13 protein-coding genes are annotated in these 21,274 nt (G+C 61.2%); 1 reads left to right on the top strand and 12 read right to left on the bottom strand.

The window, feature by feature from the left end; genetic code table 11:
* Window positions 1-36 precede the first annotated feature (36 nt).
* The 10 genes from IPK59_20045 to IPK59_20090 form a co-directional block, all read right to left on the bottom strand.
* Window positions 37-1,122 carry an ABC transporter ATP-binding protein gene (locus IPK59_20045; protein ID MBK8160952.1) on the bottom strand — a complete coding sequence of 362 codons (1,086 nt, stop codon included), beginning with the start codon at window positions 1,120-1,122 and terminating at the stop codon, window positions 37-39.
* A gap of 11 nt (window positions 1,123-1,133) precedes the next feature.
* Window positions 1,134-1,922: an ABC transporter permease gene (locus tag IPK59_20050; GenBank protein MBK8160953.1), complete on the bottom strand. Its 789-nt coding sequence runs from the start codon at window positions 1,920-1,922 to the stop codon at window positions 1,134-1,136.
* The gene (locus IPK59_20055; GenBank protein ID MBK8160954.1) at window positions 1,922-2,842 is read right to left on the bottom strand and encodes an ABC transporter permease; all 921 of its coding nucleotides are present in this window, start codon (window positions 2,840-2,842) and stop codon (window positions 1,922-1,924) included. The genes IPK59_20050 and IPK59_20055 overlap by 1 nt, the downstream gene beginning before the upstream one ends.
* Before the next feature lie 107 nt (window positions 2,843-2,949).
* Window positions 2,950-4,083 (bottom strand): extracellular solute-binding protein, encoded by a 1,134-nt coding sequence (locus IPK59_20060; GenBank protein ID MBK8160955.1) that lies wholly within the window; start codon window positions 4,081-4,083, stop codon window positions 2,950-2,952.
* Window positions 4,084-4,252: 169 nt separating this feature from the next.
* Window positions 4,253-5,905: a choline dehydrogenase gene (locus IPK59_20065; protein ID MBK8160956.1), complete on the bottom strand. Its 1,653-nt coding sequence runs from the start codon at window positions 5,903-5,905 to the stop codon at window positions 4,253-4,255.
* On the bottom strand, window positions 5,902-6,939 hold the full coding sequence (locus IPK59_20070; protein ID MBK8160957.1) for a Gfo/Idh/MocA family oxidoreductase: 1,038 nt from the start codon (window positions 6,937-6,939) through the stop codon (window positions 5,902-5,904). Before IPK59_20070 ends, IPK59_20065 begins: the two co-directional genes overlap by 4 nt.
* Window positions 6,932-7,507, bottom strand: a complete 576-nt coding sequence (locus IPK59_20075; protein MBK8160958.1) for a DUF1349 domain-containing protein — start codon at window positions 7,505-7,507, stop codon at window positions 6,932-6,934. Before IPK59_20075 ends, IPK59_20070 begins: the two co-directional genes overlap by 8 nt.
* Window positions 7,507-9,003 (bottom strand): aldehyde dehydrogenase family protein, encoded by a 1,497-nt coding sequence (locus IPK59_20080; protein MBK8160959.1) that lies wholly within the window; start codon window positions 9,001-9,003, stop codon window positions 7,507-7,509. Before IPK59_20080 ends, IPK59_20075 begins: the two co-directional genes overlap by 1 nt.
* 38 nt (window positions 9,004-9,041) lie before the next feature.
* Window positions 9,042-9,950, bottom strand: a complete 909-nt coding sequence (locus IPK59_20085) for a dihydrodipicolinate synthase family protein (GenBank protein MBK8160960.1) — start codon at window positions 9,948-9,950, stop codon at window positions 9,042-9,044.
* 117 nt (window positions 9,951-10,067) lie between these two features.
* A complete protein-coding gene (locus IPK59_20090; protein ID MBK8160961.1) occupies window positions 10,068-10,268 on the bottom strand; it encodes a hypothetical protein in 201 nt (66 codons plus the stop codon).
* A gap of 382 nt (window positions 10,269-10,650) precedes the next feature.
* Here IPK59_20090 and IPK59_20095 point away from each other — a divergent pair, with 382 nt between their 5' ends.
* Window positions 10,651-19,173, top strand: a complete 8,523-nt coding sequence (locus IPK59_20095; GenBank protein MBK8160962.1) for a glycosyl transferase — start codon at window positions 10,651-10,653, stop codon at window positions 19,171-19,173.
* On the opposite strand, the gene IPK59_20100 is transcribed toward IPK59_20095, so the two are convergent.
* Complete coding sequence (locus IPK59_20100) at window positions 19,170-19,325, bottom strand: hypothetical protein (GenBank protein ID MBK8160963.1); 156 nt, start codon at window positions 19,323-19,325, stop codon at window positions 19,170-19,172. The two genes, IPK59_20095 and IPK59_20100, sit on opposite strands and share 4 nt — an antisense overlap.
* Before the next feature lie 67 nt (window positions 19,326-19,392).
* Window positions 19,393-21,267: a hypothetical protein gene (locus IPK59_20105; GenBank protein MBK8160964.1), complete on the bottom strand. Its 1,875-nt coding sequence runs from the start codon at window positions 21,265-21,267 to the stop codon at window positions 19,393-19,395.
* Between the last annotated feature and the right edge of the window lie 7 nt (window positions 21,268-21,274).

Consider the following 21,274-nt stretch of genomic DNA (forward strand, 5'->3'; position numbering starts at 1 on the left):
CCATGTTTCGCAAGGATCACCGATCACACCAAGGCGTCATGCAACCGGCAGGACCGTGACACTTTCAGCATCCCAGAAAACCTGCGTCGTCTCGCCCACATGGGGCAGCCTGGCACGCGGCGAGCGCTGCACCTGGACCCGCATGCGCGAGCCGTCGGCGAGGCGCATCGCATAGAACGACCGGCTGCCGGTGAAGACGACATCCTCGATGACACCGCTGGCCGATTGCCGGCGCGCATCCTGGCCCTGGTCGAACGACACGGCTTCCGGCCGCAGCGAGACGGCGACCTTCGCGGTAGCGCCGGCACTCATCGATTCGCTGGACAGGAATCGCCCCGCCCCCGTCTCGACCAGCGTGCCGTGCCCGTCGGACGAGACGACCCGCCCTTCAAAGATGTTGATCTCGCCCAGGAACTTCGCCGCGAACAGCGATTTGGGTTTCGCATACATCTGCTCCGGCCGGTCGATCTGCACAATGCGCCCCTTCTCCATCAGCACCACGCGGTCGGACAGGATCATCGCCTCATCCTGGTCATGGGTGACGTAAACGAAGGTAGCGCGTGTCTCGGCATGGATGCGCTTCATCTCGGCCAACATATGCTGTCGGATCTTGAGATCGAGCGCTGCCAGGGGCTCGTCCAGCAGCAGCACCTTAGGCTCATTGACCAGAGCGCGCCCCAGCGCCACGCGCTGGCACTGTCCGCCGCTCAGTTCGTCGATATAGCGATTGGCAAAGCTCTCCAACTGCACGATCTGCAGCATGCGCTGCACGCGGGCGCGCATTTCGTCCCGCGCCATGCCTTTGACCTTGAGGCCGAAGGCGATGTTCTCGAACACGTCGAGATGCGGGAACAGCGCATAGCGTTGGAACACCATGTTGACCGGCCGCCGCTCGGGTGGCAGATCGGCCACATCCTGGCCGTCGATGCGAATGATCCCGCCGCTCAGGTTTTCGAAACCGGCGATGAGCCGCATCAGGGTCGTCTTGCCGCAACCGCTCGGCCCCAGCAGCGTGATGATCTCGCCCGGCATGATGGCAAGATCGATATCGTGCAGCGCCTGGAACGACCCGAAGCGTTTCTGGCCGCCGGAAATCTCGATGATCGGAATCTGTGCGGTCATGTCGCTTTCCTTCAGGAATCGGTGCGGTCGGTGATGGCTGCGTTCCGGCGCAACCTTCCCACCATCCAGGCACCCAGCAGGATGAGGATCGAAAACAGCAGGGCGAGAGTCGAAATCGCGTTGATGAGCGGCGTCACGGTCCGGCGCATCATCGACCAGATATACATGGGCAAGGTCGTCTCGGTGCCGGACACGAAGGAGGTCAGCACGAATTCATCGAACGAGATGGCGAGCGCCAGGATCGCACAGGAGACCAGCGTGGGTGCAATCAACGGCAGGGTGACCCGGGCAAAGGTCTGCGACTGTGTGGCGCCGAGATCCCGCGCCGCTTCCTCCAGCGACGGGTCGAACAGCGTCAGACGCGCCTTCATCGCGACCACCAGGATCGGCAGGGTCAGCAGCACATGGGAAATGACGATGGTGACCGCGGACAGCGAGATGCCGAGTTCGGCAAACATCACCAGCAGTGCCACACCCAGGAACAGGCCCGGCAGCGCGATCGGCGTGATCGACAGCAATTCAAGAACGGCCCGTCCACGGCGCTTCAGGCGCAGCCAGGCAAGCGAGGCGCCGGTGCCCAATATCAATGTCACCACCGCCGTCCAGAGCGCGATCCACATGCTCTTGACGAGCGCCGAGCCCAGCTGAGCGTCGGAAAATACCTGGACATACCAGCGCAGGCTGAACCCGGCGAAGGGGAAGGACAGCGACGGCGTCGCGTTGAAGCTGAACAACACGATGATCAGCAGCGGCGCCAGCAGGAAGGCGAGTGTCGCAAACACCACGATGCGCAACAGGATCATGACACGACCTTCTGTGTCGCCAAGGTCCGCTGTTCCGCATGCTGCGTCACCGGCGCCTGCTTCGGTGCGCGCTTCTCCAGCGGCCGTCTTTTGACAGACAGCCCGGTCAGCCGGCACAGATAGAGGATGCACAGATAGACGCCGATTGACACCAGGAACATCAGGAATGCCTGTGCTGCCCCCAGCGGCCAGTTACCGGTCTTGCGGAACTGATCGGCGATGAGCAGGCCGGTGGTCTGGCCGGAGGCGCCACCCAGCATCTGCGGCGTCACGTAATCCCCCGCCACCAGGATGAAGGTCAGCATGAATGCGCCGATCAAACCGTTGACCGCATTGGGCGCGATCACCCGGAAGAAGGCGCCGAGGAACGAAGTACCCAAATCGCGGGCGGCGTCGATCAGATCCTTCTTGATCTCGCTCAGGGTCGAGACCACCAGCAGGATCGAGAACGGCAGATAGATATGGATGAGCGTGATGGCAACGGCGAAGGGGCTGAACAGGAACGCACTCACCGGCGTGTCGATGATGCCCGTCTGCAGCAGCACGGTATTGATCAGCCCGTTGGTGCCCAGCAACGTACGCCAGGCATAGATCCGCACCAGATAGCTGGAAAACCAAGTGATGAGGATCGCATAAAGAATGATCCGCGACTTGCTGACATAGGCCAGGTAATAGGCCACCGGAATGGAGAGCAGCAGGGTCACCGTGGCCGTCACCAGTCCGATGACGATTGCGTTCCACGTCACCTTCAGGAACAGCGGCGAGGTGACCGAATTGATATAGTTGGTGAAGACGAAATCCGGCGTGATCTTGAACGAGGCCGAGGTCCAGAAGCTGTAGACGAACAGCAGCAGTCCCGGAATGACGAAGAACAGCAGCATGTACAGCACAGCTGGCGCCGCCAGAAAACTACCGATGCGATGTGCAGAATGCCGCAAGTGTCTTTGCCTTCAAATTGTGTGACCATGCAACGGACCGCCGGCATCGCCGGCGGCCCCTCGCATCTTATCGCAGTTGCCAGAGGTTACATCCCGGCTTTGAAACCTTGCCAGGCCTGTATCCAGTCGTCATAGGTCGCATGCGTCCCGTCGCTTTCCAGCGGCGGAATGCCCGGCAGACCGGCCGCGAACATGGCATCGATCTGGGAATAGTCGATCCGCTTCTGCGATTTCTCATCCATCAGCGCGACCGCCTTCTTGGAGACCGGCGCCTGCACGACAGCCATCGCCACCTTGGCCTGGACTTCCGGGCTGAGCGCCTCGTTCATGAAGGCCTGCGCGGTTTCGACATTGTCGGCCGAGATCGGCAGGAACCAGGCGTCGACCCACAGCACCGGCCCTTCTTTCGGAATGGCCATCTCCAGCGTAACACCCTGTGCCACGGTCTGGTTCAGGATGGAGGGATCGGCGCACAGAACGGCCACGACCTCGCCCGACACCATGAAGTTGACGAGATCGCCCTGGTTGAGCGCGATCAGACGGGCCTGGTCGCGGTATTTGGTGAGCTCGGTAAAGGCAGCGCTCAGCTCGTCCTTGGTCAGCAACGGATATTTGTCGCCCAGCCCCGCAACACGCGCCGCAACCGGCCAGGTGCTGACCGTATCGTCCATGATGGCGATCTTGCCCTTGAATTTTGGGTCGAGCAGGTCGGTGTAGGATTTCGGTGCTTCGGTTGCCGTCGGATTATAGAGGATGGTGTTGAAACCCCACAGATACGGCGCCCCCCACAGCTTTCCGTCGGAGAACCAAGTCGGCTTGTTGTAGAACACATCGAACAGATTATCGGGGTTGTAGTTCGGCACCTTCGAGGCGTCGATCGGCTTCACGATCTTCATCGTCTTGATATAGAGGTCGCTATAGGCCTGATTGTATTCAGCAAGATCGATCGGCGGCGGATTACCGGCGATGAACTTGGTCTGCACATCATCCTGCACGGCGATCGATGTCGAGGTGACGGTGACGCCGTTCGCTTCGCGCCAGGCCGCAAGCTCGTTGGTGAGGTCATAGCCTTCCCACGCCATCACCTGCAATTCGCCACCGACGGCCGCCTGTGCCGGCGTCGAGAACAGGCGACCGAAAAAGACGCCCGATGCCAGACCCGTCATGCCCAGCACGGCATGGCGCCGCGACAGATTCAGTCCTTGGTTTTCTTTGGTCATAACTCACCTCCCTCTTTTCATGATGTGACTTGAAACGCGGTTCTTGGGTAAGTTTCATATCCAGTATATTGGATACAATAACAAAGCCGAGTCAATCCCGATGGGTTATCTTGGCGTCGATTCCCGAAACGTCTAACTCCTTGTTAACATGCCACTATGTCGGAAGCGCCTAGCTTCTGACGACGACGCCCTGGTCGGCATAGTCCAACGAAATTGCCGCCATCGCGGGCCGCCCGCGCACCGCATCCGACAGCTTCTCGGCGATCATCGTCGTCGGGCAATGCAGGTTGCCGCTGGTGATCCGCGGCATGATCGACGCATCGATCACGCGTAAGGCTTCCACGCCGTTGACCTTCCCCGCCGCATCGACCACCGACAGATCGTCCGCACCCATCCGGCAACTAGCGCAAGGGTGATACTGCGTGCCCACATTCGCCTTCAGCCAGGCCAGTACCTCAGCATCAGTTTGCTTGCGCAGGCCGGGATTGAGCGCTTCACCGCGCATGTCGTCCCAGCCGCGCTGCTGGATGATCTCGTCGGTATGCCGCACGCCGTCGATGAGTTGGCGCTGATCGCGCGGGTCGGAAAGATAGTTCACGACGATCCTGGGCAGGATGCGCGGGTCGGCGGATTTCAGTGTGACGGCGCCTTTGCTGTGCGGCCGCATCAGGCAGGTCTGGTATTGGAAACCTTCCTCGATATTGACCTTGCCATGCATCAGCTCCCCCAGCATCGGCAGAAATTCGTGCTGAATGTTGGCATAGTCCATATCGGCGCTGCTTTTGAAGAAGGTGCCGACCTCCCACAGATTGGTGATGCCGAGGCCGGAACGCAGGAACATCCATTGCGCACCGATCAGGCCCATCTTCAGCATGTTGAGATTCATGGCCGGCGAAATGCCGGAACGCGATCCGCGATAGCGCACCGACACCGCACAATGGTCCTCGAGGCCCTGCCCGACACCCGGCACATCCGCCACGCAGGCGATGTTTTGCTCAGCCAGGTCGGCCCGCGCGCCTATGCCCGACAGCAACAGCAGATGCGGCGAATTGAACGCACCTCCGCACAGGATGACTTCGCGGTCGGCCTCGACATGATGCTTCGTGCCGTCGACCTCGTATTCGACGCCCACAGCGCGCTTGCCGTCAAAGGTGACCCGGTGGACCAGCGTGTTCAGCTTCAGCTCGACATTGCCTTTCTTTAGCGCAGGCCGCAGATAGGCGCGGCCACCGCTCGCCCGGATCCCGTTGTCGATATTGGCCTGGTAGATGTGCACACCTTCCTGGCGGAAGGCGTTGTAATCAGGATTGAGCGCATGCCCCGCCTGCTGGCCGGCTTCGAGAAAGGCCTGAAACACCGGCAGATCGCCCTTGAGCGTGGTGATGCCCATCGGTCCCTCGCCGCCGCGATAGGCGGTTTCGCCGCCGTCATAGCGCTCGAGTTTCTTGAAGTAGGGCAGGCAATGGGCATAGGACCAATCGGGCAGCCCCTGCGCCGCCCAATTGTCGAAGTCGCGCGGATTGCCGCGCACATAGACCATGCCGTTGAGCGAGCCGGACCCGCCCAGCATGCGGCCGCGCAGGTGGATCATCGTCCGGCCATCGAGCGCTGCTTCCGGCCCGGTCTCGAAATTCCACACGCGCTTGGCATCGGTCAGCGGATAGGACATCGCTGCCGGCATGCGCACATAGATCGAATTGTCGCTCGGTCCCGCCTCCAGCACCAGCACGCGTGTGTTGCAGTCTTCACCGAGCCGTGCCGCGACGACCGATCCGGCCGCACCTGATCCGACGATCACATAGTCATAGGCCTTGCGGGTCATGTGCGCACCCCGCTCGCAAATTGCGGAACCGCAACCTTCTGTCCCGTGCGGCAGGATTCACGCACGGCCAAGGCCGTCGCCAGCGATCGTACGCCATCCCAGCCTGTGGCCGTCGGCGAACCGCCATCCAGCACCGCCGCGTTGAACTGCGAAACCGTGCCTTCGTAGAGATTGACCGGTGTCACCGGGATCTCCGTCATCTCCTTGCCACGCCGCAGATAGACGTGACCCGACGGCGCCTCGTCCATGATCCCGCGGCCATAGATACCGCCCTCTGAACCATGGATCTCCAGCGCCGTTTCATGATGGGCGAAGGCATAGCCTTCATGGGAATAGGCGATGAGATCGTTCTCGAACCTGATGACTGATTGCGTCTGGTCCTCGACCCCGTTCTGGCCGATCAGGCTCGACGCCTTCATCGACATCACCTCCTGCGGTTCGAGGCCGAGCGCAAAGCGCAGCGCATCGACATTGTGGACGGTGAGGTCATAGATGACACCACCCTGGCTCGGATCCGTCGTGCGCCAGGTCTGCAGTTCCACCGGCAGATATTCGCAATACATCGCGCGGGCCGCCAGCGGCTTGCCGATGGCCCCGCTCTTCACCAGATCGCGGATCGCGATATGCGTCGCCGCCGCGCGCATGTGATGGTTGGTTGCCATGACAACGCCGGCCTTTTCGCAGGCCACCGCCATCTCGATCGCCTCGTCGAGTTCGAGGCTGAGCGGCTTCTCGCACAGCACATGCTTGCCGGCGGCAGCTGCTGCCACCGCGATCTCCCGGTGCCGGGCATTCGCGGTCGAGATATAGACCGCGTCCACCCCGGCATCGTCCCAGACGCCCTCAAGGGACGTCACGACCTTCGGGATGCCGAATGCCTGGGCGAAGTCCTCGCCCCGCGCCTGGTCGCGGCTCATCAGGCTGACCAACTCGCCCCGGTTGCTCGCCTTGATGGCGCCGGCGACCCAGGATCGAGCGATCTGGCTCGCCCCGATGATCGCCCAGCGGACCGAGTTTCGGCTGTTGCTAGTCATGCAATTGCCTTGCGATCGCCGCGCCGACAATCAGGTTCCTGAACAACACTTCGAAGCCTTCCCGCTCCGGCGAGCAGCACATGATGCCCACCTGGATCGTCTCCCGCGGCGGCAAATAACCCAGCCGCGCGATCTTCCAAGCGCCCTCGGAATCGACATATTGGACCCGGATGGATTCGGCATGACGGGTCAGCCGAATCCGGATTCCTGATGGATTTACAGGGCATTGGAACAGCGACCAATCCGACTGGCCATTGGTGATCACGACCGACAGATGGAGCGCACCGTCGGTGAACTCGACCCCCGTCTTGACCCAATGCGTCTCATCCAACCGCGCCATCAGGCCCGCCTGGTCATAGAGATGGTCGTACTGCCCCACCACCGTGACCTCGGCCGAGAAATCGCCTGTCACAGTTTTGTGCAGAAAGTGACCGCTGTGCCGTTGAAATCCATAGAACGTCTTGTGCCAGAAATCGGTCGCATTCTTGGTGCGGACGAACAGATCCTCGCCACGCAGCTCGCTGTGCAGCGGTGGGTTGAGCCAGGTGAGATCGGCAAAATTGGTCATCAGACCGCCCACCAGACACTCTTCGTGCGCGAATACTGATCCAATGACTGAATGCCCTTATCCTTGCCGCCGAAGCCGGAGGTCTTGAAGCCGCCGAAGGGGGTCGTGAAATCACCCTCGCAGAATGCATTCACCGCGACAAATCCGGCATCCAGTTCCGCCGCCGCATCGCTGATTGACTTGCCGTCCTTGCCAAAGACATAGGCGCTGAGGCCATAGATCGTGGCATTGGCGCTGGCAACGGCGTCGGCGACCTCGTCATAGAAGCGCACCGAGAGGACCGGCCCAAAAATCTCGTCGGTCCAGGCCGGCGAGGTCTCGGCCACATTGAAGAAGACGACGGGCGAGACCAAGCGTACCGAGTTGCCGGTCAACGCCGCGCTTGAGATGATCAGATCATTGTTGTGGCGCTTTTCACTATCGATCGCGCGGTCGACCTTGGCGGCATGGATGTCGCTGACCAGCGGCCCGATGCGGGTCCGGGGATCGAACGGATCACCGATCGGCCACTCCGCCATCTTGTTTGCGAGGAGCTCACGCACCTCTGCCTCGCGGGCGCGGGGGGCGAGAATGCGGGAAATGGAGGAGCAGAGCTGGCCGGAATTCATAAGGAAGCCGGTTGCAATTTCATCACCCACACGGGCGAGATCGGCATCGGGCAGAATGATGGCGGGATTCTTGCCACCGCATTCGAGCGAGATTTCCTTGAGATTCGATTCCGCCGAATAATGCAGGAACTGCCGACCCGTCGCGGTCGAGCCGGTGAAGTTGATGGCTGCCACATCGGGATGGAGGCCGAGCGCCCTGCCCGCTTCCTTGCCGGTGCCCGGCACGACGTTGATGACGCCTGCCGGAAAGCCGATCTCCGTCGCGAGCTGTGCTAACCGGATCGTGGTGAGGGGCGTGTCATCAGCGGGCTTGCACACGACGGTGTTGCCGGCCGCAAGTGCCGGACCCAGTTTCAGCGCCAGCGTCGTCAGCGGATAGTTCCAGGGGAGGACAATGCCGACGACACCCTGCGGCTCCCGCGCGATCTGCACAAGGACACCATGGCGCCGCGTCGGCGCCATGTCATAGGCGGTCTCGACCAGACTCGCATACCAGCGCAGGACGCCGACCGTGGTCGGCACATCATCGTTCAGTGCATGCTGTATGGGTTTGCCGACATCGAGGCTTTCCAGCAGCGCGAATTCCTGGCCCTGCGATTCGACGGCATCCGCGAGCTTGCGCAGCAGAGATGCGCGGCCTTGATGGCCCATCTCGCGCCAGGGCCCTTTCAGCGCCTGCCTTGCCGACTGCACGGCGGCGTCGACTTGCGCCGCATCCGACATCTCGACCGCGGCAAGCACCCGGCCGTCATAGGGCGAGAGATCATTCTGGCGTGCAAGCCCCTTGCCGGAGACAAGCCTGCCGCCGATCCAGGCCGCGTTGAGACGCGCCGCGATGTCGCGGACGCGGTCAATGTCAGCAACAGTGATGGATAGACCCGCATGCATGGCGAAAGACGTCTCCGCAGGAGAGATGGATAGAGGAATCAGGCAGCGCGACGTGCGCGCGCTTCCAGCTGCTTGATGGTCTTGTTGATGACCTCGGTGACGCGGGCGCGCTCCTCGCCCGCCAGGGCTAGACGCGGTGCGCGGGTCCATTCCGGCGCGCCGTAGACCAGATGCTCAGCGAATTTTATGTACTGCACCAGCTTGACATGGGTATCGAGATGAAAGGCCGGCGTCATGATGTGATAGATCTCGCGCGCCTCGGCAAACTTGCCTTGGGCACACAGGTTGAAGATGCTGACGCATTCCTTGGGCCAGGCATTGGTCATGCCGGAGACCCAGCCGATGGCGCCCAGCGCCATGCTCTCGACAATCTGGTCATCGACGCCGCAGAAAATCTGATAGCGGTTGCCGAGCTCGATATACATGTCGGTGACGCGGCGCACATCGCCGGTCTCTTCCTTCACCGCAACGATAGTCGGCAGGTCGGCGAGTTCCTTGAGGATCGCCGGCGTGACGTCGACCCCATAGGCGATCGGGTTATTGTAGATCATGATCGGCAGATCGCTTGCCTTGGCGATGGCGCGATACCAATTCGCCGTTTCACGCGGGTCGGATTTATAGGCAATACTGGGAAACACCATCAGGCCTTCGGCGCCATAACTCTGGAAATTGCGCGCGGCGGTCGCCGCAACCTCGGTGGTGATCTCGGCAAGACCAGAGAGCAGCGGCACCCGGCCGGCGACGACTTCCTTCGCTGCGCGGATGACGCGCTCCTTCTCCGCCGGCGCAAGCGAGGCGTTTTCGCCCAGCATCGGCAGAACGATGACACCCGAAACGCCGGCATCGATCAGGCGATTGAGGCTCTCCTGCGTCGCCTTGATATTGATCGATCCATCCTGATCGAGCTTGGTCGTCACCGCCGGGAAAACCCCTGTCCACTTTGTCATCGAAGCACCCTTCTGCCTTTAGCGGCGTTCTCCGCTGCGCTGATATTGGATCCAATCTACAATATGAAATAAGAATGGTCCAGAAAATTTTTTAGACTCTCTCAATATCTGAGAACATCAGAAATCACTTAAGTCGTTGATATTAATATAGATATTTTCACCATCGAATGTTCCTTGCTTCACAAATTGCATCCAATATTCAATTAAAGCAGACAATTTTTTCACACCTAGGCGAGTGCTGAAGGAACAGATTTGCCGCAGGCTGACAGCGCGTGCCCCGTTCTGCAGTGTTGGCGATAGACCCAAGCCGTTGCGCATTCGAGCCCTCCCGCGAATGAACCGGTCGTCACTGAAATGCCCATGCCGTCAGCAGATATCTGCGGCTCGCGTGGATTGTGCGGGCCAGCGCCCGAGAGAACTCTATGCCCGAGATAATTGCCCGGCATGGCTCAAAGTATGACAGTATCTATGAAGCAGATCTCAACACCTCCCGCGAAGCAGGTTTGAGAGCATTGGATAGCCGACATTCTGCGGCACAAACGGGCTAATCACGGGCGACGGCAGAATTGTCGTTCGCGGGCAATCTCTCGCCAATCGACGCATCTGGCATCTGCATCGCCGGCAGTAAGTCACCCACTACACGACCTGAGGAACAGATGGCGCCCGCCCTTTGCCTTTCTCAGGCGAAAAAGGGAACATTTTGATCGCATCCTTCCTTGCTTCGTTCCGAACTGTCGGTAGTTACTCGCCCTGGGACAGCGATGTGCCGATCCGCGAAGAACTCTTCAGCGTCGATCGACTGGAGCAGCACGCCGAAACGCTGGCCGCGGCCCAAGCCATCTCGGTCAAATCGCGCCGCGTCCCCTCCTTGGTTCGGCGTCTGACGGCCAATGCCGCAATCTTGCTGGAGGCCCATCAGACGATCGCGACCGCGCTCGATCAAGGCCGCTTCATCACGCCGGCCGCCGAATGGCTGGTCGACAACTATCACGTCGTCGCAGCCCAGGTGCGTGAAGTTCAGACCGATCTGCCGGACGGGTACTACCGCTTGCTGCCAAAACTCGCGGATGGCCCCTTTTCGGGATATCCGCGGGTCTTCGGAATTGCCTGGGCCTTTGTGGCGCATACTGACAGCCATTTCGATGCAATCGCTTTGCAACGCTTCGTCCAGGCCTATCAGCGCGTCCAACCATTGACGATTGGCGAACTATGGGCGATCGCCATCACGCTCCGTATCGTTCTTGTCGAAAACCTGCGTCGCTCCGCCGTTCGAATCCTGACCGCCCGGGCCGGACGTGAAGAGGCCGACGCATTGGCAGATCGCCTGCTCGGCACCAAGGATATCGAACCGGAAGCCGTCGAAACCGTCCTCGGACCGCTGGATGGGCCAATGCTGCCACCAGCGCTCGCGGTCCAACTCGTCCAGAGACTGCGCGATCAGGACCCAAGGGTAACACCCGCCTTGGTATGGCTGGAGACGCATCTCGCTCGATGGAACACGTCATCCGAGGTGATCGTCCGCGAGGAACAGCACCGCCAGGGTGCATCAAATCTGACCGTACGCAATATCATCACCAGCATGCGGCTGGTTTCCGCCGTAAACTGGTCGGAACTGGTCGAGAGCGTCAGCCTTGTTGACGCCATCCTGGGAAGAGATAGCCAGTTCCAGCAGATGGACTTTCCCACGCGCAATCTCTACCGGACCGCCATCGAAGAACTGTCACGTGGATCGCAGGTTCCGGAAATTGATATCGCGACCCACGCCCTGGTACTTGCCGCCACCTCCAGATCGCTTTCGACTGCCGTCGGCAGTGGGTCGCCGCGACGGGCGGACGAACCCGGATTCTATCTGATCGCCGACGGTCGTGACGCCCTCGAATCCGCGATCGGATTCCGCCCTCCACTGCGGTTGCGGCTGCGACGCTTCCTGGTGGAGCGTGGCATCGGCGGCTACGTCGCCAGTACGATTGCTCTTGCCTTGCTCCTCCTCGCCCTGCCCATGGTCGCGATCGCTGGCTATCCCATCAGTGGTTGGATGACGACCCTGCTGATATGTCTCGGCTTCATGCCGGCACTTGATCTCGCCACCGCTCTGATCAACCGCGACGTCACCAAAGGCTTCGCGCCCGTGATCCTGCCGGGCATGGAACTGGCCGACGGCGTTCCAGATCATCTCCGCACCATGGTTGTCATTCCAACTTTGCTCACCAGCCCTACGGCCATTGCAGAACATATCGAACGCCTGGAAATCCACTACCTGACCAGCCCAAAGGGTGCGCTCCATTTTGCCTTGCTGTCCGATTGGAAGGACGCCGCCACCGAGCAGACTGGGAAAGACGCGGCACTTCTTCAGATTGCCGTTGACGGTATCGCAACACTCAATCGCCGCTATCCCGATGGCAGTTTTCTCCTCCTGCACCGTCGGCGGCTCTGGAACGAACCGCAAGGTCGATGGATGGGTTGGGAGCGCAAGCGCGGCAAGCTGCATGAACTCAATCGTTTGCTACGCCTGGCGACAGATACCAGCTTCATGGGCATCGGCGGTCCGCTCCCGATCGTTCCCCAGGGTGTCCGCTATGTCATCACCTTGGATTCCGATACCAGGCTGCCGCGCGAAGCTGTCCGACGACTGATCGGCAAGATGGCACATCCCCTCAATCATCCGGCATTCGATGGTGCCTGCGGCCGTGTCACGGAAGGCTACGGCATCTTGCAACCGCGCGTGACGCCCTCTTTGCCGATGGGCCGGGAGGGATCGCTGTTCCAGCGCATCATCTCCGGGCCCGGTGGGATCGATCCCTATGCGACTGCCACGTCTGACATCTATCAGGATCTGTTCGGCGAGGGTTCGTTCACGGGAAAGGGAATCTATGACCTGGACGCGGTGGACACCGCCCTGCTGGGTCGCATTCCGGAAAACACCGTGCTCAGCCACGATCTGTTCGAGGGCATCTTCGCCCGCGCTGGCCTTGCCTCCGATATCGAGGTCGTCGAAGAGTTTCCTGCCCGCTATGACGTGGCCGCGGCGCGTCAGCATCGCTGGGTGCGGGGAGATTGGCAGTTGCTCCCCTGGCTGCTGCGTCACATCCGCCACGCCAAGACAGGGCAGCGCGACGCACTTTCGGCCATTGGCTTCTGGAAGATGGCGGACAATCTGCGGCGTTCCCTCGCAGCACCTGAAATTCTTGCCGCGCTGATTGTCGGATGGACATTGCCCCTGCCGGCGGCCGCGATCTGGTCATTATTTCTGTTGGCGACCATCGCAATGCCGCCACTTGTCCCACTGCTTGCCGCCATCTTTCCCCAGCGCCTCAACGTCACGCCACGTAGCCATCTGCGCGCGTTGGGCAGCGATTTTCGCCTGACGATCCTGCAGGTCGTCAGTCACATCGTCTTTCTGCCGCATCAGGCTTGGTTGATGTCTGACGCGATCATACGCACGTTGTACCGGGTCTATGTCAGTCGGCGAAACCTGCTTGAATGGACGACCGCCGCCCAGGGAAAAATCGATCGCCAGTTAACGGTCAGCGGCTTTTTTCGGCAAATGGCAGGCGGCGCGATACTCGCCGTCGGAGCAGCCCTTGTCATCTGGCTGACGGCCTCGCCTGCCTGGTCGATCGCCCTGCCGATCATCCTGTGCTGGGCTGCGTCACCCGCTGCGGCATATTGGATCAGCCTCTCGCCCCGCGACGCTGGCCGTCTGGCAATCCCCGCGTCGGACGCGCTGACCCTGCGGCTCATCGCCCGCCGGACCTGGCGCTACTTCGAAGCCTTCGTCACGGCCGACGATCACATGCTGCCGCCGGACAACTTCCAGGAAGATCCGAAGCCAGCCCTCGCCCATCGCACATCGCCCACCAATCTTGGACTCTACCTGCTTTCCACCGTCAGCGCGCGGGACTTTGGCTGGTTGGGTTTGTGCGAGACCACCGAACGGCTGACTGCGACGCTCACCACCATGGAGTCGCTGGAGAAATACCGTGGACATTTCTACAATTGGTACGACACGCGCGATTTGCGTCCGCTCGATCCCAGATATATTTCGACTGTCGATAGCGGTAATCTTGCCGGGCACTTGATTGCCCTCTCCAATGCCTGCCGCATTTGGCGGGAACAGCCCCGCCTGGATACGAGGCAACTCTTTGACGGCCTCTCCGACGATCTGCGGCTGGCGCAGGAGGCTCTACGCGCGCTCAATCAGGACGCATCGCTCGACCATACATTCGCGGCATTGGTAGATCATATTCGACGCGGCCGGATCGAGCCCGACGTCACGGTTACCATTCTCACCGACATGCTTTCACTGACGATTGCCGCGCGATCAGAGGCTGAGACGCTGGGTGACCATGTCGATCTCCTTTTCTGGATCGATTCGCTGCGGCGCGCCATCCACGCTCATCTCCAGGACCTCACATTGTCAGCCGAGGCCGCGGATGCTTGCGAGGATGAGCTCACGGGGATCGAGGAGATGTCGCGACGTATGGCCTTTGCCATGAACTTCTCGTTCCTCCTCGACGAGGAACGAGAGCTGCTCTCCATCGGCTATCTGGTGAATGATGGCAAGCTCGATCCCAGCTCTTACGATCTCCTGGCATCGGAGGCTCGTTTGTCCAGCCTGTTCGCCATCGCCAAGGGCGACATCCCGACCAGCCACTGGTTCCGGCTTGGCCGAACTGTCACACCCATCGGGTCCGGCGCTGCCTTGATCTCGTGGTCGGGGTCGATGTTCGAGTATCTGATGCCGTCCCTCGTCATGCGCGCACCCGCGGGCACATTGCTGGAGCGCACCAATCGCCTCGTTGTCCGCCGTCAGATTGACTACGGCAAGCAGTTGGGCTTGCCGTGGGGTATCTCGGAATCCGCATACAATGTCCGCGATCTGGAATTCACCTATCAATACTCGCCATTCGGCGTTCCCAGTCTCGCCTTGAAGCGAGGGCTTGGAGAAAACGCCGTCATCGCTCCTTACGCGACGGCCCTCGCACTGATGGTTGACCCGGCAGCCTCGCTGCAGAACTTCACCCATCTCGCCAGCATCGGTGGCTTGGGACGATATGGCTTCTATGAAGCTCTGGACTTTACCCGTAAGCGCCTGCCCATCGGAGAAGACGTTGCCATCGTTCGCGCCTTCATGTCCCATCACCAGGGCATGAGTATCGTTGCCGTCGCCAATGCCCTCTTTAACGGCGCCATGCGATCTCGGTTTCATGCGGAGCCGGTCATCCAGGCATCCGAGCTTTTGTTGCAGGAACGAACCCCCAGGGACGTCGCCCTCGAGCGACCGAAAATCGAGGAAATCGCACCACTGGGCAGGGGCCTGGATTTCCCGCCCGCCAAGAACCGCCGTTTCAATTCTCCGCACAGTATCATTCCGGAGACACATCTCCTTTCCAACGGCCGCTATGCCGTGATGCTGACATCCGCCGGCTCCGGCTACAGTCGCTGGAAGGATCTTGCGGTCACCAGGTGGCGCGAAGACGTCACACGGGACGATTGGGGCAGCTATATCTTCCTGCGTGACGCTCAGAGCGGCAAGAGCTGGTCGGCCAGCTACCAGCCCAGCGGCATCGCGGCTGACCGATATCGTGTCGCTTTCTCGGAGGACCGGGCCGAGATCCAGCGCCGCGATGGCACGCTGACGACAACCCTGGAGGTCGTCGTGTCCGGCGAAGACGACGCGGAAGTGCGCCGCCTGTCCATCACGAACACCGCCGGACCGACACGGGTAATCGACGTCACGTCCTATCTTGAGCTGGTGCTGGCACCCCAGGCCGCGGACGCGGCTCATCCGGCTTTCTCCAAGATGTTTGTTCAGACCGAGTATCTCGCTCATTTAGGCGCCTTGATCGCCACGAGGCGGCGGCGCTCACCCTCGGAGCCGGAAATCTGGGCAGCCCAGATCATGGTTGTTGAGGGTGAAACACTGGGTGAATTGCAGGTCGAGACCGATCGCGCGGTATTCATCGGACGCGGCAACAATCTTCGATCGCCCATCGGTGTGACGGAAGAATCCCTGTCTGGAACAGTCGGTACCGTGCTCGATCCGATCTTCGCCATGCGTAGACGCCTGCACATCGACGGCCGCAGCACGGTTCGGGTGGCCTATTGGACGATCGTTGCGTCCTCCCGGCAGAAGCTGCTCGACCTTATCGACCGACACCAGGATGCCAACGCCTTCCAGCGCGCCGGGACCCTGGCCTGGACGCAGGCGCAGGTCCAGTTGCGGCACCTCAATATCGATCCCGAAGAGGCGAACACCTTCCAGCAGCTCGCCAGCCATCTGCTTTATGCCAACAACGCCTTGCGCCCTGCCGAGGAGATGATACGTCGCGGCAGCGGGCCGCAATCTGGCCTTTGGCAGCATGGCATTTCCGGCGATGCGCCGATCGCCCTGCTCCGCATCGACGACATCGAGGATATCGCTGTCGTGCTTCAGGCACTCCGGGCCCATGAATATTGGCGCATGAAGCAGATTTCGGTTGATCTGGTCATTCTCAACGAACGGGCGACGTCCTACACCCAGGACCTCCAGCTGGCGATCGAGGCTGCCGTCCGGGCGAGCCAATCGCGCCCGACGCCGGGCGAGACGCCGGGCCGCGGATCTGTCTTTGCGCTCCGCGCGGACATCATCTCGATCGAGGCCCGCAGCCTGCTGGCAGCCGTCGCGCGCATTCTTCTGATCGCGCGGCGCGGAAAATTATCGGCGCAACTCGACCGCATCAAAGCGATGCCGGAACCGGCGGAACCAAGGAAAACCGAAACCCGCGCCCCGGTTGCCGACGATCTGCCGGAACGCGACCCGGACACATCCACGCTGGAGTTCTTCAACGGTTTGGGCGGCTTCTCCGACAATGGCCGGGAATACACGGTCCTTCTGCAGGCCGGGCGGACAACACCGGCACCCTGGATCAACGTGATCGCCAACCCCCACTTTGGCTTCAACGTCGCCGCCGAGGGTACCGGCAGCACCTGGTCAATCAACAGCAGGGAACATCAGTTGACGCCCTGGTCGAACGATCCGGTGAGCGATCCCGCCGGCGAAGCGATCTACATCCGCGACGAGGAAAATGGCGGCATTTGGGGACCGACCGCCCTCCCCCTGCACCGCCACGGAGCGCGTTACACCGCCCGTCACGGCCGCGGCTTCAGTCGTTTCGAGAACACAACTCAGGGGATAGCTGCGGATCTTTTACAATTCGTCCCACTCGCCGATCCCATCAAAATATCCCGGCTGAAACTGACCAACACCACCGACCGCATTCGCTACCTGTCGGTAACGTCTTATGTCGAATGGATTCTGGGCGCACAGCGAGGCACGACGGCACCCTTCATTGTCACCACGATCGATCCTGAAACCGGCGCGCTGTTCGCGCAGAACGGCTGGAATGCCGCGTTCCAGAACAGGGTCGCCTTCGTCGACCTTGCCGGGACACAGACAGAATGGACCGGAGACAGGCGCGAATTCCTCGGGCGCAATGGCACTCTTCAGTCACCTGCCGCATTGAATAACGGTCTGGTACTCTCGGGCAATGTCGGCGCCGGCTATGATCCATGTGGCGTCCTCAAATCGGATATCGAGCTGGCACCCGGTGCCAGCCGCGAAATCACCCTTGTTCTAGGTGATGCCGACAACGGCGCGGCGGCGAAAGAACTCGTCAAGCGCTATCGCGCCGTTGACCTAGACACGGTCTTTCAAGAGGTCGCCCATCACTGGGACGATGTGCTGGGCACGATCCAGGTCAAGACGCCTGACCGCGCCATGGACATCATGCTCAACGGCTGGATGCTCTACCAGACGCTGGCCTGCCGCTTCTGGGCACGCTCCGGCTTCTATCAGGCGAGCGGCGCCTTTGGCTTTCGTGACCAGTTGCAGGATGGCATGGCACTCGCCATGACCAGACCTGATCTCACGCGCGCGCATCTGCTGCATGCCGCGGGCCGCCAGTTCCGGGAAGGCGATCTTCAGCATTGGTGGTTGCCGCCCCTGGGACAAGGTGTGCGCACAAGGATTTCAGACGACCGTATCTGGCTGGCCTACGCCACCGCGCAGTATATCGACACGACGGGCGACCGAACCGTTCTGGACGAGATAGTGCCGTTCCTGGATGGACCGGCCCTGGCGGCCGGAGAGCATGATTCCTTCTTCCAGCCGATGACGTCGGAGGACAGGGCCTCCCTTTACGAACATTGTGTCCTGGCCCTCGATCGCAGCCTAGAAACGGGCGCACACGGCCTGCCCTTGATCGGCACCGGCGATTGGAATGACGGCATGAACCGGGTCGGCGAGGACGGCAAAGGCGAAAGCGTCTGGCTTGGCTGGTTCCTTTACGCGACACTTATCGCCTTCGCCGATCTCGCTGTCTCGCTCGGCGATCTGGCACGCGCCGGGGCCTGGCGGTCTCACGCCAAGGATCTGCAGGCAGCCTTGGAAACTGAAGCCTGGGACGGGAATTGGTACAGGCGCGGCTATTTCGATGACGGCAGCCCCCTTGGTTCCGCCCTCAGCACCGAATGCCGGATCGATTCCATTGCCCAGTCCTGGGCGGTTCTGTCAGGTGCCGCGGCGACGGATCGGGCCAATCGCGCCATGGCCTCGCTCGAGGAACATCTGATCAAGCCAGAGGACAAGCTGGCCCTGCTGTTCACGCCACCTTTCGATCATTCGCTGCCGGATCCCGGTTACATCAAAGGCTACCCGCCCGGCATCCGCGAGAATGGTGGCCAGTACACCCATGCCGCAACCTGGACCGTGCTTGCCCTGGCGAAACTCGGCGATGGCGACAAGGCGGCACGCCTCTTCAACCTCCTCAATCCGATCAATCATGCAGGCACCGCGGCCGAAGTCGGGCGCTACAAGGTGGAACCCTATGTTGTGCCCGCGGATGTCTATTCGGTGGCGCCGCATGTCGGTCGCGGCGGCTGGACTTGGTACACGGGATCGGCGGGGTGGCTTTATTGCGCCGGGATCGAAGGCATCCTCGGCATCAGGCAGCGTGGCGCCGACCTGCTGATCGAACCCTGCCTACCAAAGGACTGGCCTGGATTTGAGGCCACCGTCAAGGTCGGGTCGGCCAGCTACAACATTGTCGTCTCGACGTCCACAGAAGGTCGCGACAGCACCCCACGTGCAACGCTGGACGGGCGCGACTTGCCTGACAGCCCCATTCGAGTGCCATTGACGGACGACGGTGCAAGCCATGCGGTATGCGTGTTTCTGACTTAGAACGACCGCACTTTCGCCTGGCCTGATGTCATCCAGTTAGGAAGGGCCTGCAAAAAAAGCCGGCGATTCATGACGCTGCGCAACGCTGCAGACATAGACATGCCGAGGCGTTCCTGAAGCTCGGCGCGGCGCTCATCCTCCACGCTCTCCATTCAGCCCTCTACCTTCCTAACTTGGAGATTGGATGGGATGGCCCCCTTCGGCCACCCCATCTCCTTCTCAGTGCCAACTGACGGCAAGTACCGGCGCCAGTGCCTGCTTCGTCGTGTTGTCGAGATTGATTTGGCCGACCGGCGGTGGCGTAAAGCTCGCCATCGCCATAACCAGCTGCTCGACATCGGCCGTAGTTGCAAAACGGCCATCGGCCAGCTGCACCTGATCGAGCTTGTAGCCCGTCCCCGCGTACCAGCCCTGTATAGTGGCTCGGTCATCTGTCCCCACGACAGACACCATCAGATCATCCCCATTTCGACTGAACCAAAGCTGGTCATTTGCAACCGATGCAGCAATGACGAGGGCATCTGCTCCACCGTCGGTGTCATAGGACTGGATCAGGTCCTGGCCCGTTCCCCGGCCGATCTGATAGCGGTCCGCTCCATCACCGCCGACCAGCGTATCGTTGCCAGCCCCGCCGATCAGAAGATCGTTGCCGTCAAAGCCTTGCAACGAGTCATTGCCGCCTGCGCCTGAGAGATACTGATTGGCGGACGATCCCGTGAGGATGTTGTCGCCGTCATCACCTGCAAGGATTGTCCCATCGCTATAGGTCCGTGTGGTGATAACACCGCTCGACCCCGTATAGCTGACGGTGAATCCGCCATTGGGGAGAGCCGTCACGAACGGCTCCGTGCCGCTCGATGCGACCAGCAATTCGCCGCCGACCTTGGCCCCCGTCGCGTCATAGCGCTGGGCGTAGGTCGAGCTGACACCACGCCAGACGATGACATAGCCGCCATCGCTCAGCCCCGCGACCTGCGGCTGGTACTGGTTCCCGGCAACTGTCGTGTTGACCAGGAACTCAGCCCCGACTGCCGCCCCCTGCGCCGTATAGCGCCGGGCATAGACACCCCAGCCATCGCCATCCTGGTTGTTGTACGACCCCCACACCGCCAGGAACCCACCATCGGACAGCGCCGTCACCGCCGGCGTGGTCTGGGTGTCGGTACCGCCCGAGTTGATCAGGAAATCCCCACCACCCACCTGGTTGCCCGAGGCATCGAAGATCTGGCCGCGGATATTCTGGTTGCCGGCCGAGTCATCCGACCACACCACTGCAAAACCGCCACCGGTCAACCCGATGATGTCCGGCTGCGTCTGGTTGGAGGCTGTTGTTGTGTTTATCAGGAACGTCGTCCCGATGGTCGAGCCATCGGCCGCAAAACGTTGACCGCCAATACCGGTGCTGCTGGTATCGATGCCCGGGAGATGCCAGGTCAGCACATAGCCGCCACCCGACAGGGCCGTGATCGACGGTGTCTGGTTGACCACGCCCGAGGCCGCTTGCACCCACAATGCGCCAACCGCCGCACCACTGGCGTCATAGCGCTGCAGGTCGATCGTGTTGTTCCCCGTCGCCCGCGCCGTCACGAAGCCACCACCGGGCAGCGCCGTGACGCCCATCCCGCCACCGGACGAGTACACGCTGTTCAGGCTGAACTCCGCCCCCAGCACCTGACCCGCCGCATTCAGGAAACGTCCCTTCACCGCACCACTATTCAGCCATGTCACCAACTGACGACCATCCGACAGCGTCGTCACCGTCGAGTTTGTGCCCGACGTCGAACCCGACACCGCCGTCTGGTTGAGGAAGCCGGTGGCGATGACCACGACACTGCTGAGAGGCTCGACTTCGAGGTAGAAGGCCTCGCTACGAGTCAAGCCGCCGGCATCCGTCGCAGTAACGGTGATCGCCACATGCGGCTCAGCAGCAAGATCCAAGCTAACGCCGACTTTGAGTTTCAACTTGCCGTTAACAACCTCGAATCTACTATCAGAGACCACGAAGCTATGAGTGTCCCCGACGTCGGGATCCGCTACGCTCAACGTTCCGACCTCTGCGCCCGGGCTCGTTTCCGGTACGGTCAGCTTGGACAAGGCAATC

The organism is Rhodospirillaceae bacterium (assembly GCA_016712715.1).
Taxonomy (GTDB): domain Bacteria; phylum Pseudomonadota; class Alphaproteobacteria; order Dongiales; family Dongiaceae; genus Dongia.